The sequence below is a fragment of the Neptuniibacter sp. QD29_5 genome, from assembly GCF_047778125.1.
GTDB lineage: Bacteria > Pseudomonadota > Gammaproteobacteria > Pseudomonadales > Balneatricaceae > Neptuniibacter.
On the sequence record NZ_CP180556.1, the window covers coordinates 2127094 to 2146557 of the forward strand.

15 protein-coding genes are annotated in these 19464 nt (G+C 42.6%); 6 read left to right on the plus strand and 9 right to left on the minus strand.

The features are described 5' to 3' along the window. Positions 1-27: 27 nt before the first annotated feature. The 3 genes from ACMXYR_RS09935 to ACMXYR_RS09945 form a co-directional block, all read right to left on the minus strand. Positions 28-1053: a quinone-dependent dihydroorotate dehydrogenase gene (locus ACMXYR_RS09935; protein ID WP_415884176.1), complete on the minus strand. Its 1026-nt coding sequence runs from the start codon at positions 1051-1053 to the stop codon at positions 28-30. A gap of 132 nt (positions 1054-1185) precedes the next feature. Next, on the minus strand, positions 1186-1407 hold the full coding sequence (locus ACMXYR_RS09940; RefSeq protein ID WP_415884175.1) for a DUF2835 domain-containing protein: 222 nt from the start codon (positions 1405-1407) through the stop codon (positions 1186-1188). A 37-nt stretch (positions 1408-1444) separates the two neighbouring features. After that, positions 1445-6268: an NAD-glutamate dehydrogenase gene (locus tag ACMXYR_RS09945; protein WP_415901437.1), complete on the minus strand. Its 4824-nt coding sequence runs from the start codon at positions 6266-6268 to the stop codon at positions 1445-1447. 285 nt (positions 6269-6553) lie between these two features. On the opposite strand from ACMXYR_RS09945, the gene ACMXYR_RS09950 reads away from it, so the two are divergent. Together ACMXYR_RS09950 and ACMXYR_RS09955 are read left to right on the plus strand one after the other, a co-directional pair. After that, positions 6554-8200, plus strand: a complete 1647-nt coding sequence (locus tag ACMXYR_RS09950; protein ID WP_415901438.1) for a BatD family protein — start codon at positions 6554-6556, stop codon at positions 8198-8200. Positions 8201-8231: 31 nt separating this feature from the next. Then, positions 8232-9086, plus strand: coding sequence for an ion channel (locus ACMXYR_RS09955; RefSeq protein ID WP_415901439.1), 855 nt, complete (start codon positions 8232-8234; stop codon positions 9084-9086). A gap of 68 nt (positions 9087-9154) precedes the next feature. Here ACMXYR_RS09955 and ACMXYR_RS09960 read toward each other — a convergent pair whose 3' ends face one another. Continuing rightward, positions 9155-10450 carry a 2-oxo acid dehydrogenase subunit E2 gene (locus ACMXYR_RS09960; RefSeq protein ID WP_415901440.1) on the minus strand — a complete coding sequence of 432 codons (1296 nt, stop codon included), beginning with the start codon at positions 10448-10450 and terminating at the stop codon, positions 9155-9157. Positions 10451-10505: 55 nt separating this feature from the next. Beyond that, positions 10506-13181, minus strand: a complete 2676-nt coding sequence (gene aceE / locus ACMXYR_RS09965) for a pyruvate dehydrogenase (acetyl-transferring), homodimeric type (protein ID WP_415901441.1) — start codon at positions 13179-13181, stop codon at positions 10506-10508. Between the two features lie 481 nt (positions 13182-13662). Here aceE and ACMXYR_RS09970 point away from each other — a divergent pair, with 481 nt between their 5' ends. Both ACMXYR_RS09970 and ACMXYR_RS09975 read left to right on the plus strand, forming a co-directional pair. Beyond that, positions 13663-14145, plus strand: a complete 483-nt coding sequence (locus ACMXYR_RS09970) for an Lrp/AsnC family transcriptional regulator (RefSeq protein WP_415884169.1) — start codon at positions 13663-13665, stop codon at positions 14143-14145. 11 nt (positions 14146-14156) lie between these two features. Beyond that, positions 14157-14585: a GFA family protein gene (locus ACMXYR_RS09975; RefSeq protein ID WP_415901442.1), complete on the plus strand. Its 429-nt coding sequence runs from the start codon at positions 14157-14159 to the stop codon at positions 14583-14585. Positions 14586-14594: 9 nt separating this feature from the next. Here the strand turns inward: ACMXYR_RS09975 and ACMXYR_RS09980 are convergent, their stop codons facing one another. Then, on the minus strand, positions 14595-15491 hold the full coding sequence (locus tag ACMXYR_RS09980; protein WP_415901443.1) for a TIGR01777 family oxidoreductase: 897 nt from the start codon (positions 15489-15491) through the stop codon (positions 14595-14597). 152 nt (positions 15492-15643) lie between these two features. On the opposite strand from ACMXYR_RS09980, the gene ACMXYR_RS09985 reads away from it, so the two are divergent. Both ACMXYR_RS09985 and ACMXYR_RS09990 read left to right on the plus strand, forming a co-directional pair. Continuing rightward, positions 15644-16267 carry a riboflavin synthase subunit alpha gene (locus ACMXYR_RS09985; protein ID WP_415901444.1) on the plus strand — a complete coding sequence of 208 codons (624 nt, stop codon included), beginning with the start codon at positions 15644-15646 and terminating at the stop codon, positions 16265-16267. Between the two features lie 97 nt (positions 16268-16364). Continuing rightward, positions 16365-17498: a DUF484 family protein gene (locus ACMXYR_RS09990; RefSeq protein WP_415901445.1), complete on the plus strand. Its 1134-nt coding sequence runs from the start codon at positions 16365-16367 to the stop codon at positions 17496-17498. Positions 17499-17568: 70 nt separating this feature from the next. Here the strand turns inward: ACMXYR_RS09990 and ACMXYR_RS09995 are convergent, their stop codons facing one another. The 3 genes from ACMXYR_RS09995 to ACMXYR_RS10005 all read right to left on the minus strand — a co-directional run bounded on the left by ACMXYR_RS09995 (position 17569) and on the right by ACMXYR_RS10005 (position 19363). Continuing rightward, on the minus strand, positions 17569-18123 hold the full coding sequence (locus ACMXYR_RS09995) for a hemerythrin domain-containing protein (RefSeq protein ID WP_415901446.1): 555 nt from the start codon (positions 18121-18123) through the stop codon (positions 17569-17571). A gap of 165 nt (positions 18124-18288) precedes the next feature. Beyond that, positions 18289-18888, minus strand: coding sequence for an HAD family hydrolase (locus ACMXYR_RS10000; RefSeq protein WP_415901447.1), 600 nt, complete (start codon positions 18886-18888; stop codon positions 18289-18291). Positions 18889-18967: 79 nt separating this feature from the next. After that, the gene (locus tag ACMXYR_RS10005; RefSeq protein ID WP_415887732.1) at positions 18968-19363 is read right to left on the minus strand and encodes a hypothetical protein; all 396 of its coding nucleotides are present in this window, start codon (positions 19361-19363) and stop codon (positions 18968-18970) included. Positions 19364-19464: the final 101 nt, after the last annotated feature.

The following is a 19464-nucleotide window of genomic DNA, read 5'->3' on the forward strand; positions in this document are numbered from 1 at the left end:
CAAGGGGAGCCTTTTTATTACCTGTTCTTATTCTGAAAGCTGCTTAATTGCCTTCACTGAATCCGCAACCAATGAAGGTCCACGGTAGATAAACCCAGAATAAATTTGTACCAAACTTGCACCGGCTTCGATCTTTTCTGCCGCATCAAAACCTTCAGTGATTCCGCCTACACCAATAATTGGTAACGCACCGTCAAGCTCTTGCGCTAGAGTTCTAATCACTTTAGTTGATTTATTACGTACTGGAGCGCCTGATAGGCCACCTGCTTCATCGGCAAACTCTAGCCCTTCAACACCGTCACGAGATAGGGTTGTATTGGTCGCAATCACACCATCCATTTCATAAGACTTTAGAGAAGCAGCAACAAGTGCAAGTTCTTCATCAGTCATATCCGGTGCAATTTTTACCGCAATTGGAACATAGCGGTCATGGAACTTAGCTAACTTAGCTTGTTCTGATTTCAGAGCGTCCAATAAGCTGTTTAACGACTCGCCGTACTGAAGAGTACGAAGGCCTGGTGTGTTTGGAGAAGATACGTTAACAGTAATGTAAGACGCGCGTCCGTATACCTTACGAAGACAATATAGGTAATCGTCATTCGCTTTTTCGTTTGGAGTATCTTTGTTTTTACCAATATTGATGCCCAGAACGCCTTTATAAACGCTCTTATCCAGATTAGAGAGCAGCTTATCTACACCACCGTTGTTAAAACCCATACGGTTGATGATCGCTTGCTGTTCTGGCAAACGGAAAATACGTGGCTTAGGATTACCATCTTGTGGACGTGGAGTAACAGTACCCACTTCAACAAAGCCGAAGCCCATTGCAGCCATACCATCTACCGCAATGCCGTTTTTATCTAGACCTGCTGCTAAACCTACGCGGTTTGGAAAATCAATGCCCATCACCTGAACAGGATCAGATAGTACTTCAGCGCCCAGAAGCTTATTTACTCCCAAAGAAGACGCAAGATTCATCGAATGAAGCGCTACGTTGTGAGAAAGTTCGGGATCAAGCTGAAACATCAAAGATCGAGTCAGTGAATACAACATAATCAGGTCCTAGTAAAAATTTTGGCCCGATTATAGGCGAGGCGAGCATGGAATAACAGCATTGAGCACTAAGAGTGGCAATGTTAACTCCCAAAAGTTATAAAGAATCACCAAATTGATGCATTTATTACACTAACTCAGTTTCTCTATCCCTTGATATTTACCTTGGTCATCAAACAAGATTTTAAATCGACCATTAATACCATCACGTAGTAAAAATGGTTTTAAGATTCTAGCGGGGAACTGTACGCTACGACCATCAAGGGATCGGGTATAAACAGTTTCCGCGACCCCTTGATACAACATTAAAAATTTTTCAGAACTAATCCGAATATCAACCAAAATTGCTTTCATACAATACTATTTAGAGGAATGACCCTCATATACACGTTCAGGTATTAAACTGGCTTGTTTTCGCCAAATCAAACAACTCTCTTAACGCGACAGTATACATTGCATACTCTTGTTTTTTAGCACTTTTAACTTCATTGAGAACATTTTGCCAACGATCAAGTAGCCATTCATTTTCAGTACACCACTTATCGATCACCTGTTCTACTGTAGACCCTTTGACACGCCCTTTAATAGCTGTCGCCACCAAGGCACGCTGCTGCCAATCCAAATCATCCCTAAACGCTTCTCGCGCCAACGCCTGCCAATAGTTATCGACACTCAATTTGCTGAGCTTTCTAGACAACCAATCAAGCTCCAACCGCTGCCCTAGTCCAAAGTACACTTGAGCCACTTGATCTGGCGGAACATCCGCTTCATCTGCAACCTCGATCACACCTAATGAGGCATACAAACAACGTGCACCAGATACAAATTTAGCCAATTTACTAGGAACTCCCGCTTCGTGATAACGACTAAGTGCACTTTCCCAACGCGTTAAAGGTTCTCCTGTAAGCAATTTTTCCTGCTTAGGTACAATTTTGCCTAACTGAGCTCTAAAGCTATCTACCTCTTTTTCACAGTCCACTTCTGCCCGGCGATTCCTTACAAACCATCGCGTTGCTCGACGCATTAAATGTTGTAATTCATGCATCATCTCTAATTGAATATCACTGCTAACTTTATGATCGAGTTTTTCTATTTGCTGCCATAAATTCTCAACCCCAAACACATCACGAGCCAGCACATAAGCCCTAGCTATAGCAGCTTCATCAGCCCCTGTTGATATACGTAAACGATCAACAAAGTTAATACCCATCATGTTAACCATGTGGTTTGCGATTTGAGTGCTGATAATTTCTCGACTCAAACGATGCACTTTTAGCTGCCCACTAAACTCTGACACCAATTTCTCTGGGAAGGCAGTAAACAGTTCCTGAGAAAGGTACTCATCATCTGGTATGAATGAAAGACTTAGTAATTCTTTCAGCTCTGCTTTGCTATAGGAAATAAGTACTGAGAGCTCTGGACGACTTAAACCTTTTTTCAACGCTCGTCTTTCATTTAACACATCATCAGCAGGTAAGAATTCTAGCGCTCTATCCAATTTCCCTGCAGATTCCATATTGGTAATGTAACGCTGATACTCAGCCATCCCCTCAAATGAGCGAGACTCTGCCATAGAGATCGCTTGCACCTGTCGATAGTTATTTTTCAATACTAATGAAGCAACCTCATCGGTCATCTCCTCGAGCAGGGAATTACGTTGTTTCTCTGTCATGTCGCCATTGGCAACTACCTGGTTCAGAAGGATTTTGATATTTACTTCATGGTCTGAGCAGTCTACACCTGCAGCGTTATCAATAAAGTCAGTATTCATCCGACCACCAGCCAAAGAATATTCCATTCGGGCTAGCTGGCTCATACCCAAATTACCGCCCTCACCAACCACTTTACAGGCTAGCTCTTGGCCGTCTATACGTAGGGCATCATTGGCTTTATCACCTACATCAGCATCACTTTCTGTGCTCGCCTTAACATAAGTACCGATGCCACCATTCCAAATTAAATCGACAGGCGCTTTTAGCAATTTATTAAGGAGATCATTCGGGGTGACAGTCTCTAGTTTCTCCCCGATAAGTGCCTGTATCTGAGCGGATAAGGTGATCGATTTAGCAGAACGGTCAAATACACCGCCCCCTTCAGAGATCAATTTCTTATCATAATCAGTCCATGCAGAACGAGGCAGTTTGAATAAACGATCTCGCTCTTTCCAACTTTTTGCAGCATCAGGATTTGGATCGATAAAGATATGCAAATGGTTAAAGGCAGCGACTAGACGGATATGCTTAGAGAGCAGCATACCATTGCCAAATACGTCACCTGACATATCCCCTATACCAATGACCGTAAAATCATCCTTATCGGTATTCACACCCATCTCTCGGAAATGCCGCTCAACAGATACCCATGCACCTCTCGCGGTAATCCCCATCTTCTTATGGTCATAGCCCTGACTACCACCAGAAGCAAAGGCATCACCCAACCAAAATCCATAGGATTGTGCCAATTCGTTTGCAATGTCAGAGAAAGTCGCCGTACCTTTATCTGCCGCCACCACCAAATAGGTATCGTCTTCATCGTGACGAACCACATCCGCTGGTGGGCAGACCTCACCTTCAATTAGGTTATCTGTGATATCCAATAGCCCACTGATGAAGGTTTTATAGCAATTTACACCTTCTTCAAACCACTCTTCGCGACTCATACCGTCATGTAATGATTTAGCGACAAATCCACCTTTTGCCCCAACAGGCACAATTACCGCATTCTTAACCTGCTGAGCTTTAACAAGCCCTAAGACTTCTGTGCGGTAATCTTCCATTCGATCAGACCAACGCAGTCCACCGCGAGCCACCTTACCACCACGAAGATGAACACCCTCAACCTTAGGCGAGTAGACGAAAATCTCATATTTGGGCCGCGGTAATGGCATATCTGGGATTTCATCAGGGGACAATTTAAAAGAGAAATAGCTTTTAAGATTTTGCCTATCTTTTTGATAGAAATTTGTTCGCAACGTTGCCTTGATTAGTAATAAATACTGTCGAATCACTCGGTCATCATTCAAGCTACCCACATCTTCTAAAGCATCAATAATGGTCGACTCTATCGCCTCTTGTTCCGCGGAATTACCGGGTTCAAATCGCGCTTTAAAGAACTGAACAATCTTAGCCGCTATATCGACATAAGCGTTTAGCGTCGTGCTTATTGCTTCAGGGCTAATCGGAAAACTAATCTGCTTCATATAAGCGGCATAAGCTCGAAGCATGGCCACCTCTCGCCAACCAACATTGCCTGCTAACACGAGGCGGTTAAACTCATCATTCGCCGCATCACTTTGCCAGATTTTAAGGAAGGCCTCTTCAAACACTTCTTTGAGTGTTGAAAGTGATACTGAGCCAGCTCCCGTGTAATGCAGATTAAAATCGTGAATCCACACCAAAGCTCGTTTGCTTTCTATTTTATAAGGGTGTTCATCTATTACCCTTAACCCTAAGTTTTCGAGTACTGGGATAACATCCGATAAAGGCAAGGATGCGCCTAAACTGAACAATTTAAAGTTAAGACAATTCTGTTCCTGCTCCAATGCTTGATAAAAACTAAGCTGCAATGGCGCTTGATCGGATAGTTTTTCTATATGTTGTAGATCGACTACCGCTGTTCTAGCGGAAAAGTCCGCGCTGTAACTCGCTGGAAAACCACTACCAAACTGGTTGTAAACTCGAATACCTGATTCCTCACCAAGTGTTTCAACCAAGACATCTCGAAGATCATCACACCAACTACGGGCGGCTAATCTCACCACCCGCTCTAATTTATCGGAATCAAAATCCTCTACGATGTTGTCCCCACGAAGAATAAACTGCGTACGCGTCAGAATGGATTCAGAAAAATAGGTCGTAAAATCTGCATGGGTGCAGTTCAACTGTTCCATCAATAACGACTGAATTTTGTGCCTAAAGTCAGTGCTATAAATATCCCTTGGTGAATAGACCAGACAGGAATAAAACTGGCCAAAATAGTCTCGACGAACAAACAAACGTATCTGCCGTCTTTCATGAATTTGGAGGACGCCAATAACGGTCCTATAAAGATCATCTACGGATACTTGAAATAGATCATCTCGAGGGTGAATTTCTAAGATCTGTAGCAGCTCTTTCCAATCATGCCCATGGCGATGCAAGCCAGATTTTTCCATAATCGCATCCACCTTACGGCGCACAATAGGAATCTGGCGCGAGCTCTGAATATAAACACTGGAGGTATACAAGCCTAAGAAACGACATTCACCTACAACGTCACCCTTCTTATTGTATTTTTTTATACTGATGTAATCGGGGTAAGTCGGACGATGGACACTGGAGGCCCTATTAGACTTAGTGAAGGATAAAATATCGGGGATCAGGACAAAGCCTTCCGCATCGCGATCATTCTCGTTAACTAAGGCAGATCGGCAATGCTCATCACAAAATTTTAGAAGTCCAAGCTGACTGCCCGGTACAGCTTCGAGGGTTTTCTTTCCCTTCTTATCCACCAACTGGTATTCATCGTAACCTAAGAAAGTAAAGTGATCCTTCAACCATTTAATAAAATCATGCACCTCCGAGGTAACCTCAGCGTCAAAGCCTTTAACCGCTTTTGAGAAGACTTCTGCTTGAGCATTGCATCGCTCAACCATAGGCTCAAAGTCTTCTACCACCATGGTTACGTCTTCAAGGACATTCCTTAGTGATTGCTCTAGGTCTTTAAGATCTGCAGTATCCGAATGTCGATCAACCTCAATCGAAACTAAGGATTCCCTTTGAGAGTTTTTCGCTCTGCTATCCTTTTTGAGTAAAGACGTTAATCCCCCTTTATCATCCCTTTTCAGGGTCACTACCGCATTATGTATAGCGTGGATAGTTAAGTTACGTCGATTGAGTTCCATTCGAAGAGAGTCAACGAGAAAAGGGATATCCTTCTGCAATACTTCAATCACAGTATGGGTTGATTGCCAACCATGCAGTTCGTAATCAGGATTAAACACCCTGACCTTAACCTGTCCCTCTTTACGCTCTTGGAGAAACTGCCAACAGGCCAACGTTGAGCCATATAGATCTTCTAATTTCCACTCTAGAAGATCAGCAAGCGAAGCAGATGAATAGTATAGAGTTGCAAACTCAATCAAGGCTTCAGATCTTTCTTTCGGTAATCGATTTTGTAACTCTTGGCAAAGCGTTGTTAACAGATTCGCTTTTTCGTCCTGCCCTAGATATTCCATCTGCACCCTCAATTTTTCTCAAATAATCAAAAGTATAGACAAAATGTAGCCAACAACCGTTTAAGTACAACGACAAGTGATACAAACAAATTTTTAACGGCTTAAGGCATGAAAAACCAGAGAGAAACGAAACTCACCTAAGCTAAATTAATCAAACGATTATTAAACAGGAATACGTTGATTCACCCTTCAGGATTACTCATAATAAAACAAAAAATACAGCTTCTTGCTCACAGACCTAACTATCGGTGAGTCTTAGCCAGCGATGTTGGTGCGAGGATTACATTGCGATTAATTTATTCTCACTTTTTCTTTCTTCTGGCTTTCATTGCTTTTCAAGCTCAAGCAAAGGTCTCTTCTTCCTTAGATACAAGCACCCTCTATTTAGGTCAAAAGATTACGCTGATCTTAGAAACTGACCAGCAAGATGTCGCTCGACCAAACCTAAGGCAATTACAAAAAGACTTTAATATTGTTGGAACACGTAAAGTTACTGTTTCGAGCCATACCACAGGCTCTGTAACGACCAGAACTCGCTGGGTACTACAACTAAAACCGAGAAAAGATGGGGAACAAGTCATTCCTGCAATCTTTGTTGGGCAGCAAGCTAGTCAAGAACTTCCTATTTCTGTACTCCCAGCCAATGATAATCCGGAACTCGCTGAAGGTTCGGGTCGAGCAATCTTTCTAGAATCTAGCCTTGATAAAGATGAGCTCTATGTAAATGGACAAGCAATTTTACGCGCGAAGATTTTCCATCTTGCTCCGCTCCCCTTAGATACAAATTTAACCGCACCAGAATCCCCTGATGCGATCATCAAGCCACTGGAAGAGCAAAAGCAATATACCAGTGTCGTACGTGGCCAAAACTATAATGTTACCGAAACAAGCTACACTCTGTTTCCACTTCAAGAAGGCGAAGTGGAAATCAGCCCCGTGTTTTTCTCAACCACTCTCTCCAACAACACGGTCATAGAACTCAATAGTGAGCCGCTTCTACTTTCAGTGCTACCACCCGCCAATCAAAACACACACAAGTTATGGCTTCCGGCAACATCGATTTATATTGAAGACAACTTAGATGAATTAAATCAGGTAACTCAAACAGGCAAGCTTACCCGAATCATAAAATTAGAAGCTGAAGGTCTCCCTTCTTCGTCTCTACCTTCCATAGCATCACTACAGCACTCTAATGCAACAGTTACGCTGCTTAATGTCATTTTAGAAGAACGTATGACGGAACAGGGTGTAATAAGTCAACGAGTAGAAGAGTTAGAAATTGCGCCTCGGAATACTAAAGAGATCATCCTGCCATCTATCGACCTTCCTTGGTGGAATACCGCTGCCAACAAAGGGCAGACAGCCTCTATCAGTCAGAGAAAAATTGAAGTTATACCTGCAGTTATTCCAACCAACAGCCCTCAATCAGATAAAGAAGAGTCCTCAGGTTCGAACACAGTGTTAATTTGGATTTTAACGGGAATCAGTGTTGCGGCAACTTTGGCCTTTATCTATACGTTTAACCATCTACGCAATATCAAAAAGCAATCTGCAGAAGAACCTGATGAGTCTTTCTTCGAAGAGAAACAAAAACGAGTTGCGTTTGAGATAACCGAAAAGAATACCTTTCAGGCATTCTCTATCGCCTGCAATCAAAACAACCCTAATGTCGCACAATTACGTTTAGTTGAGTGGGCTCAAAGCTTTTGGGCTGCACCTGACATACAGTCTCTAGAATCTGTATGTGAATACGCCAATAACCAAACAATAAATTTGTTAGTGATGGATCTACAGCAACATCTATATGGCCAGCAGGATGAATATTGGCAAGGAGACCTCATATTAGATGCCATTTCCAAAGTGAGGGCCCGACAGCTTCGCCAACGCTTGGATCTGACAGACGGACAACAGCGTTTGGACTACAGCCACTAACAAATGCAGACCCAGTAGAATGGAGCGATAAATGGAATACACTCGACATACGGCTCTAATGCGTATGGTTGGACTAGGCGGGGTCGCCTCTGAAGAAAACGAACGTGCCAAACTCTGGGGACGCCGCTTTGAAGGGCCAATGGTATTAGCAGCCATATGGATTCTTATAGACTGGTATCTACAATCTAAAGGCGTCTCAAATGCTTACACGTCTTTCGCGTCTGACTGGCTAATCTGGCTACTGTTTATGTCAGAACTCTTCGTAATGCTCTGGCTTGTTGATGATCGCATTAAATATATCAAACACAATTGGATGAGCCCACTCATCGTACTTGGTGGTCTGCCAGTTCTTTGGGGGGTCGATACATTTTATGCTGGGATAATCCGAACCCTAAGACTTGCGCTCACCATCGGTATATTCCTACGAGTTTCCAAAGATACCCGTGATCTCTTATCTCGGCATAACTTAGGCATCACACTCTTTATCTGCTTTATCATCTTGGTGATTTCCGGACTGCTAATTTCAGGTATCGATCCTGCCTTTGAAACACCAATGGATGGTCTATGGTGGGCGTGGGTAACTGTTACCACAGTAGGTTATGGTGATCTTGTACCCGCGACAACTGAAGGCAGAATATTTGGTTCGCTACTAATCTTGATGGGGTTAGCGATGTTCTCCATGTTAACCGCTAGTTTCTCCGTATTCTTTATTGAACAAGATGAAAGAGAATTGACCCAGAAGGAAGAACGCAATATTGAGCGTATAGAAGGCTTAGAAAGAAAACTGGAAAAGATTGAAAACCAGCTAGATCAAACTCTGAACGCGTTAAACAAGCTCACTGAACAACAGAGTCAGTCACCCAATGACAAAAAACCTAACTCCTAAAACGCCCTTAGAAAGTTAGGTTTTTCCGGGTTCTACATCTATAAAAACTCTCAGATTAATTCACTTTATTAAAGCAATAACTGTCTAATATCGGTTAAGGCGGTATTAATATAGGCCATAAAACGTCCTGCATCACCGCCATTAATCACCCGATGATCAAATGACAAGCTTAGCGGTAACTGTTTTCTTGGTTGAAAATCACGTCCGTCCCAAACGGGTTTTATACTTGCTTTAGCAACACCCAAAATCGCGACTTCTGGAGCATTAACAATCGGTGTAAATCCGGTGCCGCCCGTAGGTCCCAAACTCGATATAGTAAAACAACCACCCTGCATATCCACCGGCTTCAATTGCCTTTCACGCGCTTTACTTGCCAAGTCATTTATCTCAATAGACAACTCAGAAATACTTTTGACATCTGCCGCTTTTATGACCGGCACAACCAATCCTGCAGGTGTGTCTACAGCAACGCCAATATTTACATAATCTTTGTAGGTTACCTGCTTGCCATCATCGCTTAACGAACTGTTAAACAATGGGTACTTACGTAAGGCTTGAGCAATAACCTTAACTATAAATGGCAGCACTGTTGGCGCCTTTTCTAAGTGTAGAGATTCAGGCTTCAGTCCTTTTCTAAAAGACTCTAACTCTGTGATATCCGCTTCATCAAATAAGGTAGCATGGGGAATATTCAACCAACACCGCGTCATATGTTCTGCAGTTGCTCGAGCAATATTCGACATATCCTTAGCATTAATTTCACCAAAGCGGCTAAATTCCTGCTCAGGTATCTGAGGAATTCCTGAAGATTGAGGCATCGCAGTTTTATGAACCCGTTCTCGTTTAATGAATGCCTTAATGTCTTCTTTTAAAATTCGCCCTCGCGGACCTGTTCCCGAAACATCCTCTAGATTTACACCGAGCTCTCTGGACAGTTTACGTGCTGCAGGTCCTGAATAAACCTGACTGGACGTTGTACGTGATGTGCTTTGGTCGCTGTACACTGCCTTTGTCGTATCACCGCTAATTTTTGTAGCCTTTTTATTACTTACATCAGGCTGCGCTTTCTCTGGAAAAACCTTTTCTTTTTCTACTCCCGCAATTTCTTGATAATCACTTTTATCAGTAACACCTTCTTTCACTACAGCTGAAAGCAAAGTTCCACTTTCAACCGTCGAACCCACTTCAACGAGCCATTCCTCCAATACACCCTCAACAGTAGAGGGCACTTCCATAGACGCTTTATCTGATTCAATCACTAGCAGTGATTGACCAATTTTGATCTCTGCACCTAAATCCGCGCACAACTCAACTACTTCGCCAGATCCATCAATATCTGGCATAGATACAACTTCTGAACCCATCTTTATTACCGCTTTTTAGTCTCGACAACTGCAAGACGTTTTATTTCTTAGAAAATTAAAAACAAGCAGGATCTGCTTTTTCATAAGGAATTTTGAGCTTATCTCTTGCGCTATTTAGCGTTTCACGGCTAAGCGCCCCCTTGCTATAAAGGCGAGATAAGGCTGCCCAAGCGATAAAACGAGCATCGACTTCGAAATGATCTCTGAGGGTTGGACGACTTTCACTTAATCCGAAACCATCCGTGCCTAATACAACGGGATCTTCCGGGAACCATCGAGCAATGCCATTAGGTAAAGATTTAACAAAGTCACTGACGGTTACAAAAACACCCTGTTCGTGTTTCAGAGCAATTTGAAGATAGCTCTCAGCATTAGCATCGGGATTCAGTAGATTCTCACGCTCAACAGCCAATGCATCTCTGACCAATTGGTTATAGCTGGTCACACTCCAAATATCTGTACTACAACCAAACTCTTCTAAGATCTCAGCGGCTTTTAAAACCTCCTGCATTAAACTTCCACTACCAAACAGATGCACTTTATGCCCAGGATTTTCATTCTTAACGTAGCGATACATCCCTTTTAGAATCTCCTTTTCACACCCCTCAGGCATAGCTGGCATTAAGTAGTTTTCGTTGTATAAAGTGATGTAATAAAAAATATTTTCATTATTGATATACATCCGCTCGATACCATCTTTGATTATCACCGCTAACTCGTAGGCAAAAGCAGGATCGTAGCTGTGCATATTAGGTACTGTTGCCGCGATAGCTTGGGAGTGACCATCTTGATGCTGAAGACCTTCACCATTTAGCGTTGTCCTGCCTGCGGTACCTCCTAAAAGGAAGCCTTTCGCCATACTATCTGCACAAGCCCAAATCATGTCCCCAACACGCTGAAAACCGAAGATCGAATAAAAGATATAAAACGGGATGGTTGGCACTCCGTAGTTTGCATAGGAGGTTCCTGCCGCTAAGAAAGACGCCATCGCACCGGTCTCACAAATCCCCTCTTGTAACAGCTGACCATCTTTAGCTTCTTTATATGGAAGCAAACTACTTGAATCCACTGGATTATATTTCTGACCTTCAGAAGAATAGATACCAAACTGTTTAAACAGGGACTCCATACCAAAGGTTCGCGCTTCATCCGGCACGATTGGCACAATGTATTTACCTATCTCTGGATCTTTTAATAGATGAGACAACATACGAACAAAAGCCATGGTTGTGGATTGCTCACGTTTCGTACCAGATACTGCCTCTTTAAACAGAGCTAAAGGAGGAAGCGTTAGTTTTTCGAAGTTCGCATTTCTGGAAGGTAGATAACCACCTAACATTTGTCTCTGTTTGTGAAGGTACTGAATTTCAGGGCTATCTGGGTCTGGCTTATATAAGCTTGCCGCAGCCAGCTCTTCATCACTCAATGGAATTTCAAAACGACGACCAATCTCAATTCGCTCTTCGGCCGTTAGCTGCTTTTTCTGATGACTTGTATTTTGCCCTTCAGCACTCGGCCCCATGCCATCACCTTTAACGGTTTTCATTAGAATAACCGTTGGCTTACCTGTATTTTCCATGGCTTTATCAAACGCACTAAAGATCTTCTGTCTATCTTGGCCGCCACGTTTTATACAGCGGATCTGCTCGTCGCTCAGCGTCTTCATCAACTCCTCTAAACGAGGATCATTTTGCGTCCAGTGGTCGCGCACACTCTGGCCATCGGAAACGGTGTAATATTGGTAATCGCCATCCACAGCTTGATCCATTCGATCTTGTAAAATGCCATCACGGTCTCGTAAGAACAGTTCATCCCATTCACTGCCCCAGATCACTTTGATAACATTCCAACCAGCACCACGATAGCTTCGTTCGAGCTCCTGAATAATTTTGCCATTGCCCCGCACAGGGCCATCCAAGCGCTGCAGATTACAATTGATCACCATCACCAAGTTATCTAAGTTATCTCGGCTGGCCATGTTGATTGTCCCTAAAACTTCGGGCTCATCCGACTCACCATCACCAATGAAGCACCAAATCTTTCCGCCGTTTGGTTCTTTCAAACCACGATTTTCTAGATACTTCATAAATCTTGCTTGGTAGATTGCCGAAGGCGTAGAAAGCCCCATCGATGCGGTCGGTCCCTGCCAAAAGTCAGGCATACGTCTCGGATGAGGATAAGAGCTTAATCCTCCCCCCTGTTGAAGTTCTCGACGGAAATTCGCCATCTGCTCGTCAGTTAAGCGGCCTTCAAGGTACGCTCTCGCATATATACCTGGAGCAGCATGTGCTTGGACTAAAAGCTGATCACCACCATACTCAACCGTGTGCTGTTTGAAAAAGTGGTTTAAACCCACTTCCAACATAGTGGCTGCGGATTGATAGGTCGCAATGTGCCCACCAACGCCTGTACCTTGATCATTCGCCTTGACCACCATCGCAAGAGCATTCCAACGGATAATGTTTTCAAGCTTCTGTTCTAGCTCTCTATTTCCAGGGTAGCTACGTTGCTCATTCACAGGTATCGTATTCCGATAAGGTGTATTCAACGTGGCTTCTGTTGTGTGAATACCCTGTTTAAACAACGAATTCTGTAAGATACGAATGATGTCACGACCACGCTGAGAACCTTGTTCTGCCATCACATCGTCTAGCGCATCAATCCACTCTCTGTTTTCTTGATTTCGCTCATCGTCACCTAAGGCATCAATAGCTTTATTTAAATTGTTCATAGGAATTTCCAAGGACTAAGAATCTATAAAAAGGGGATTCTTATGGAATCCCAAAGGTCCCGGATTAGGACAAGCTGCATCAATCTTGTGAATTGAACTCTGGCCAGGGGGATGAATTGCCCAAGCAAGTTTGGTGTAAATAAATTAGCAGCAAGCCCTTAGTGAAAGTTCTCAAAAAAATCACAATTTAAATCAATACCTAGAGACAAAAGCCAATAAATAAGGATAAATTGGCACAAATAGCCAACATCGAACTTAATATGTTAGTTAAACGTTTTTTATACGGATAAAGGAAGCAAACAAACCATCTGCAGGTGTCTACATCTTAAAGGGCGAAAATTTGCGTTCTGGAACCATCGCTAGAAAGGCTCAATCAGAATCGTTAGGATAGTTAAAACACCTCTGATCATTGCTCTTTTAATGCGGAATTTATCCAATCATTAGCAAGCATCACTAGTTTCTAAAATAGCCGCAGGAAATTATGCCAAGCAAAAAATTAGACCGAATCGACCAGCAAATTTTGGAAGAGATTCAAAAGAATGGAGATATCAGCAATTTAGAACTGGCTGAAAAGGTCAACCTATCCCCTTCTCCTTGTGCGCGCAGAGTTAAGCAATTAGAAGACGCCGGTATTATTGAAAAGCAAGTAACGCTGCTGAATAAGAATGCCGTAGGCCTGCCCATGAGTGTTTATATCCATGTCTGCCTGGATAAACAAAAACCCGAAATCTTAGACAATTTTGAGCGCATTATTGCCAGTTATGAAGAGGTCGTAGAGTGCGCATTGATCACAGGTAGCGCGGCTGATTACATCTTAAAAGTGCTCATGCCAGATATGTCCTATTATGAGAAGTTCCTTCTGAAAGAACTTAATCAGATAGAAGGGGTAAGCAGTATTAGAACGAGCTTCGTTATGCGCCAAATCGTGAGCCGTACCGAACTTCCTTTATCCCACATTAGCTAAGACCATAATTTATGTCGACAAATCCAGATACAACAAAACTCACTGGTCAGTGTTTATGCGGTGGTATCAAATACGAGGTCTCTAACTTACAACCGACGATGGCGCATTGCCATTGTAGTATGTGTCGTAAATTCCATGGCGCGGCATTCGGTACTTATGGAGTCGTGAAGGTAGAGAACTTTAAGTGGCTACAAGGTGGAGAGTTACTTAAAACGTATACTGCGCCTAATGGCACCAAACGACAGTTCTGTTCCGAATGCGGTTCTAGTTTAACCTTTGCGCCTATCAATGATGACGGGACTCATATTGAATTCACTTTAGGAACGCTGGATAGCGAAATTACCGTTAAACCAGATAGCCATATCTATTGCAGCTATAAAGCCGATTGGTACGAAATCGCAGATGATTTACCACAATTTCCTGAAGGCAGAGAAAGCTAGAAGCACTCGCTAAAAATTTACGGCTGAATACATCGCCCCAGAAAGCTCAGGATAGTGAAACTTATAACCGATTTCTTCAAGCTTTTCGGGATAAACTCGCTGACCTTCCACCAACAACTCAGCGCCCTCACCCAGCATTAGATTGATAACAAATCCTGGCATTGGCATAAATGCAGGACGTCCCAAGGTCTTGCCTAAGGTTTTTGAAAACTCTGCATTCGTTGCAGCATTAGGTGAGGTTAGGTTGAATGGACCCGAGAGCTGATCGTGGGTTAATAGCATAGAGATGATTTCAATCTCATCATCAATATGTATCCATGACATCCATTGTTTGCCACTGGCAATCGGTCCGCCTAGTCCGAGTTTAAATGGCAGTAACATCTTGCTTAATGCACCACCGTCACCCAGTACCACCCCTGTTCGAATAAGGCACACCCTGACACCAAAGGCTTCAGCCTTTAACGCTTCCGCTTCCCAAGCGGCACAAAGTGTATGCGTAAACCCTCTATTTGGCAGGCTTTCTTCTCCAAGTTTTTTATCATCGTCATGGCTTCCGTAATAGCCTATGGCTGATCCACTAATAAGGACTTTCGGTTTTACGGATTGAGCTTCGATCCACCCAACGAGTTCATGGGTAAGATCTATTCGACTCTCACGCAGAAGCTGTTTGCGATCTTCACTCCACTTCTGATCAGCGATGGGCTCTCCAGCTAAATTGATAACAGCATCTACAATTAATTCATCTTGAGGAGGTAGATCGCGCAGCGCTTCAACTCTTCCTTGAAACAATTCGGCGACTTTAGAAGGGTTCCGACTCCAGCATACCACCTCGTCTCCTTCTTCTAATCGAGCTTCGATAAGATGTTTACCGATAAAACCTGTTCCACCCGTCACTAAAATTTTCATACCTTTGTCCTTAAGGATTGGCCCCATCATTTAGCTGTTATTCGATGTTTATAACAATTGCAGCGAAAAGTAATTTAGTCGCTGCAGCAGAACTCTATTGTTGTTACGATGCATTGCAGTATTTAGATTAGCAAATTTATAAGAGTGCACCGATGTTTACTGGAATTGTTCAAGGTAAAGCGACAATCAAAGCTGTTGAAACTAAAGCCGATTTTATGCGGCTACAAGTAGAACTTCCTTTAGAGCATTGTGACAATCTACAAATTGGCGCTAGCATCGCTTTAAACGGCACCTGTCTTACCGTTGTCGCATTTGAGAATAACTTAATCAGCTTCGACCTGATTATGGAAACGCTTAAATTAACCAATCTAGGCGACCTCGCTCCAGGTGATAGGGTTAACTTTGAACGTGCAGCAAAATTTGGCGATGAGATCGGTGGCCACCTCCTTTCAGGTCACATCCACCAGCAAGTAAAAATTGCCAAAATCGAAAAGCCAGAAAACAACTGGATTGTATGGTTTGAAGCTGCCCCAGAATTTCAGCGCTATATTTTTGCCAAAGGTTTTATCGGGCTTAACGGCTGCAGTCTAACCATTGGTGAGAAGCAGGATAACCTTTTTAACGTTTACCTCATCCCAGAAACCTTAGCCGTAACAACCTTTGGAGATTTAGCCAAAGGCAGCTGTGTAAATATGGAAATAGATGCACACACTCAGGCCGTAGTGGAAACTGTAGAACAATATATGAACAGCCATAACTTATTAAAAACTATATAAAATTGTCATTAATATTTCTCAACAAAAATGTTAAAAAAAACTTTATAGTTTAAGTTAAGTGCCGATAACCTTTTAACGGATTCTATAAAGGCGAACTATGAGTTTAAACGAGCTAGAAAAGGAAAATCAGGAGCTCAAGCGCACCCTTCGCTTAATGTTAAGCAAGGCGGAGCGTAATGAGAGCGTCCTGAATAGCTTTTTTGACGTGGAGATTCGTCTTCTCTCATGCGCTCGTTTATCTGAATTACTCGATTTAATGCTGATAGAGTTTAAAGACCTCTTTAAACTGAGCAATGTAAATCTAATCCTATTCGATCCGGAACATGCTGCACGCACTCTACTAGATGATTATGTGCCGCCACCTCCTGGCAATACGTTACGGTTTGTACAAAGCCAACGCTTACTAAAATCGTTATACCCTAACCAGAAGCTCATAGTGGGTGCGCCAAGCGAAGCTGTTCGCAGAGAAGCGTTCCCTGTAGCAGATAACCCTATTGAGTCCTGTGCACTGTTACCGCTAATTCGTCAAAACTGTCTCATTGGCAGTCTGCATTTAGGCAGTGCTGATGCTAGCCGCTACACACAGCACGTTCGCTACGACTACATCCAGCATTTAGCTTCTGTAATTTCTGTTTGTATCGAAAACTGCATTAACCAAGAAAACCTGCATCGTTTAAGCAGCATCGATATGCTGACTAAAGTACATAATCGACGTTCGTTTGATCAAGAAATTGTTAGAGAGCTATCTCGCGCAAGCCGCGCAAATCATTCTCTTGCTTGCCTATTCATGGATCTAGACCATTTTAAAGTAGTTAACGATACTTACGGTCATCAAACAGGTGATAGAGTCTTAAGAACGGTCGGTTTATTCTTAGGTAAACAGCTGCGTAAAACAGATATTATTGCACGCTATGGCGGAGAAGAGTTCGCGGTACTATTGCCAAATTGCGATAAAGCTCGCGCAATGGATATTGCAGATACGTTAAGGCAAAAACTTTCGCGGCTGATTTTTCGGGATGAGAATGCAAAGCCCTTTAGAATGACAACATCTGTCGGTGTATCGCTTTGCACTCCAGCTAACTACCCAAAAGAAAACCTTAACAATATTGCCTATCAACTGATCCAATCAGCAGATAAGGCAGTCTATGAATCTAAACATAATGGCCGCGATCGAGTCTCTTTTAATCAGTTTCAAGAGCCACAAATCGATTTAAGCCAAATGCTTAACTAATCACTTACGCACTTCCTCAGCAACACAAACAGAGAGAAACTTAGGTCTCCCTGATTTGGTTACGAACAAGCTAACAAGCCTCGCTCATTTCCAGCATAAGCTCTTTATAAAGCTCCATATACTCCCTAGCTTTGATTTCACCAAAAAGCGGATCCTCTTGCTTAGGTAACTGTTTTTCAATCATAGTTAACTCGTTATCGCTCACCATCTCTTGAATCATGGGAAACAATTGACCCTCTTCAAAGTTAAGATGCACTGTTTGCAGCGATACAAAATCATCCAACAGACAGGCAAATTCATCCATTGGCATCACTGAGTCATGCAAAATACCATCCACAGCCTCTTTCAATTGAAGGCTAGAGGTTTTTAATGCTTCATGATCTTTAGCGCAATTAAATAGGTACTGATCCAAATCAGGGTTTCGATCCGCCAGACATTTGTACATTTTGTCTTCGCGGGGGTGATGATGGCCATCCGCATAATTAGAGATATAGTCAATAAGATCAGCCATAAGGCTAAAATTAGGCTGCTGACCAGCTTTAAGCTGATTAACTTTCTGACGCAAAATTGCTAATAGTTTATTAAGGTTTACATGATCCTGATGTAGCTCGGCTAATATCGTCATACTTATACCTCAAAAGGTTGGTCCAATGACTCAATATAGCCAATCAGATAGAAAGGCCTTTGACAAAGATCAAGCAAAGCTGAGTTTAAATCGGGAGAGAGAAGGCAGTTATTTTTAAAACTGAAATTTTTCCTTTAACTTCAGAAGGATAGGTTAAACAAAAGTTTAAGCCAAGGTCAGTAATGATGTTAACTCAGGCAAGTTTTTCACCCTGAGATCAGTATCTTCCGGCCAGTGACGATCTTTTAGATCAACATGCACAGTACTTACACCCGCTGCTCGCCCTGATAACAGGTCCAGATGAAAATCCCCCACCATCACGCCAGAGTGATTTGGCAACTCCCACTTCTTTAAAAGTATATGAATCCCTTCAGGAGAAGGTTTCGGCTGACTGTCTTCGCGACCTAGGACATGCGATTTATCAAAGAATGTATCCGCTCCAATCGCCTTTAAAGACAATAACGCTAACTCATGAGTATTACGGGTAAGAATACCCATCTGACAATTAGCGGCAGCTAGCACCTCTAAGCACTCAAGCACACCATCTGCAGGAGCCGCTTGAGACGCATACGCTCTTTCAAGCAGATCCAGCTCTGCATTCATCCAGTGCTGGCGTTCAGGAGACTGACGCTTTATGCAGTCAAGAATATCATCACTAGGATCTATACCTAGCTTTTGGCGAATCAGCTCAAAATCATGAACCGGTTGAGTTAAGGTGCCATCAAGATCAAATATCCAAGCACGCTTCTCTCTTAGATCAAACATTACTTTCTCACAAATAAAAATGCCGAAAAGCTCTCACTTTTCGGCACTCTACGATTCATAATTAAGTCTAGATCAGATTTTACTCAGCAACTGCATAGCAAGCTTCGTTAAATGGATCTAATGGGTTTTCCAATAGATCATCGTGCTTGAAGTAAAGAATACGTCCTTCAAACTTAAGGCTCTTAGTAGAGAACCAACGATCAAGCTCTTCTAAACTTTCATCGCTTGCATTTGCGTCTAACCAACTAGTGATTACATTGTAAAAATAAACACCAAACAGACCTGCTGCAGCACCGAGGAAAAATTCAGACGCTAGCGCAAACAACATTAAAAGAATACCGGCAATCCAAATGCGGTTAGCTTTGGCATTTTTATAGGCATCAGTAGATGATTCATGACTATCTTTCAAACGCATGTAGCGACGGAAATTTTGTTGGATGTCGAATTTATCTTCAGTAGATAGTAATTTAGACATGTTGCTTCCTTGGTAAAACGTATCTTTATTATTTGTTATAGCGCTAAACAATATAACGCATGTTTAGCTTTTATTCCTAAGCGAGTATAGCCGAGGCAAAC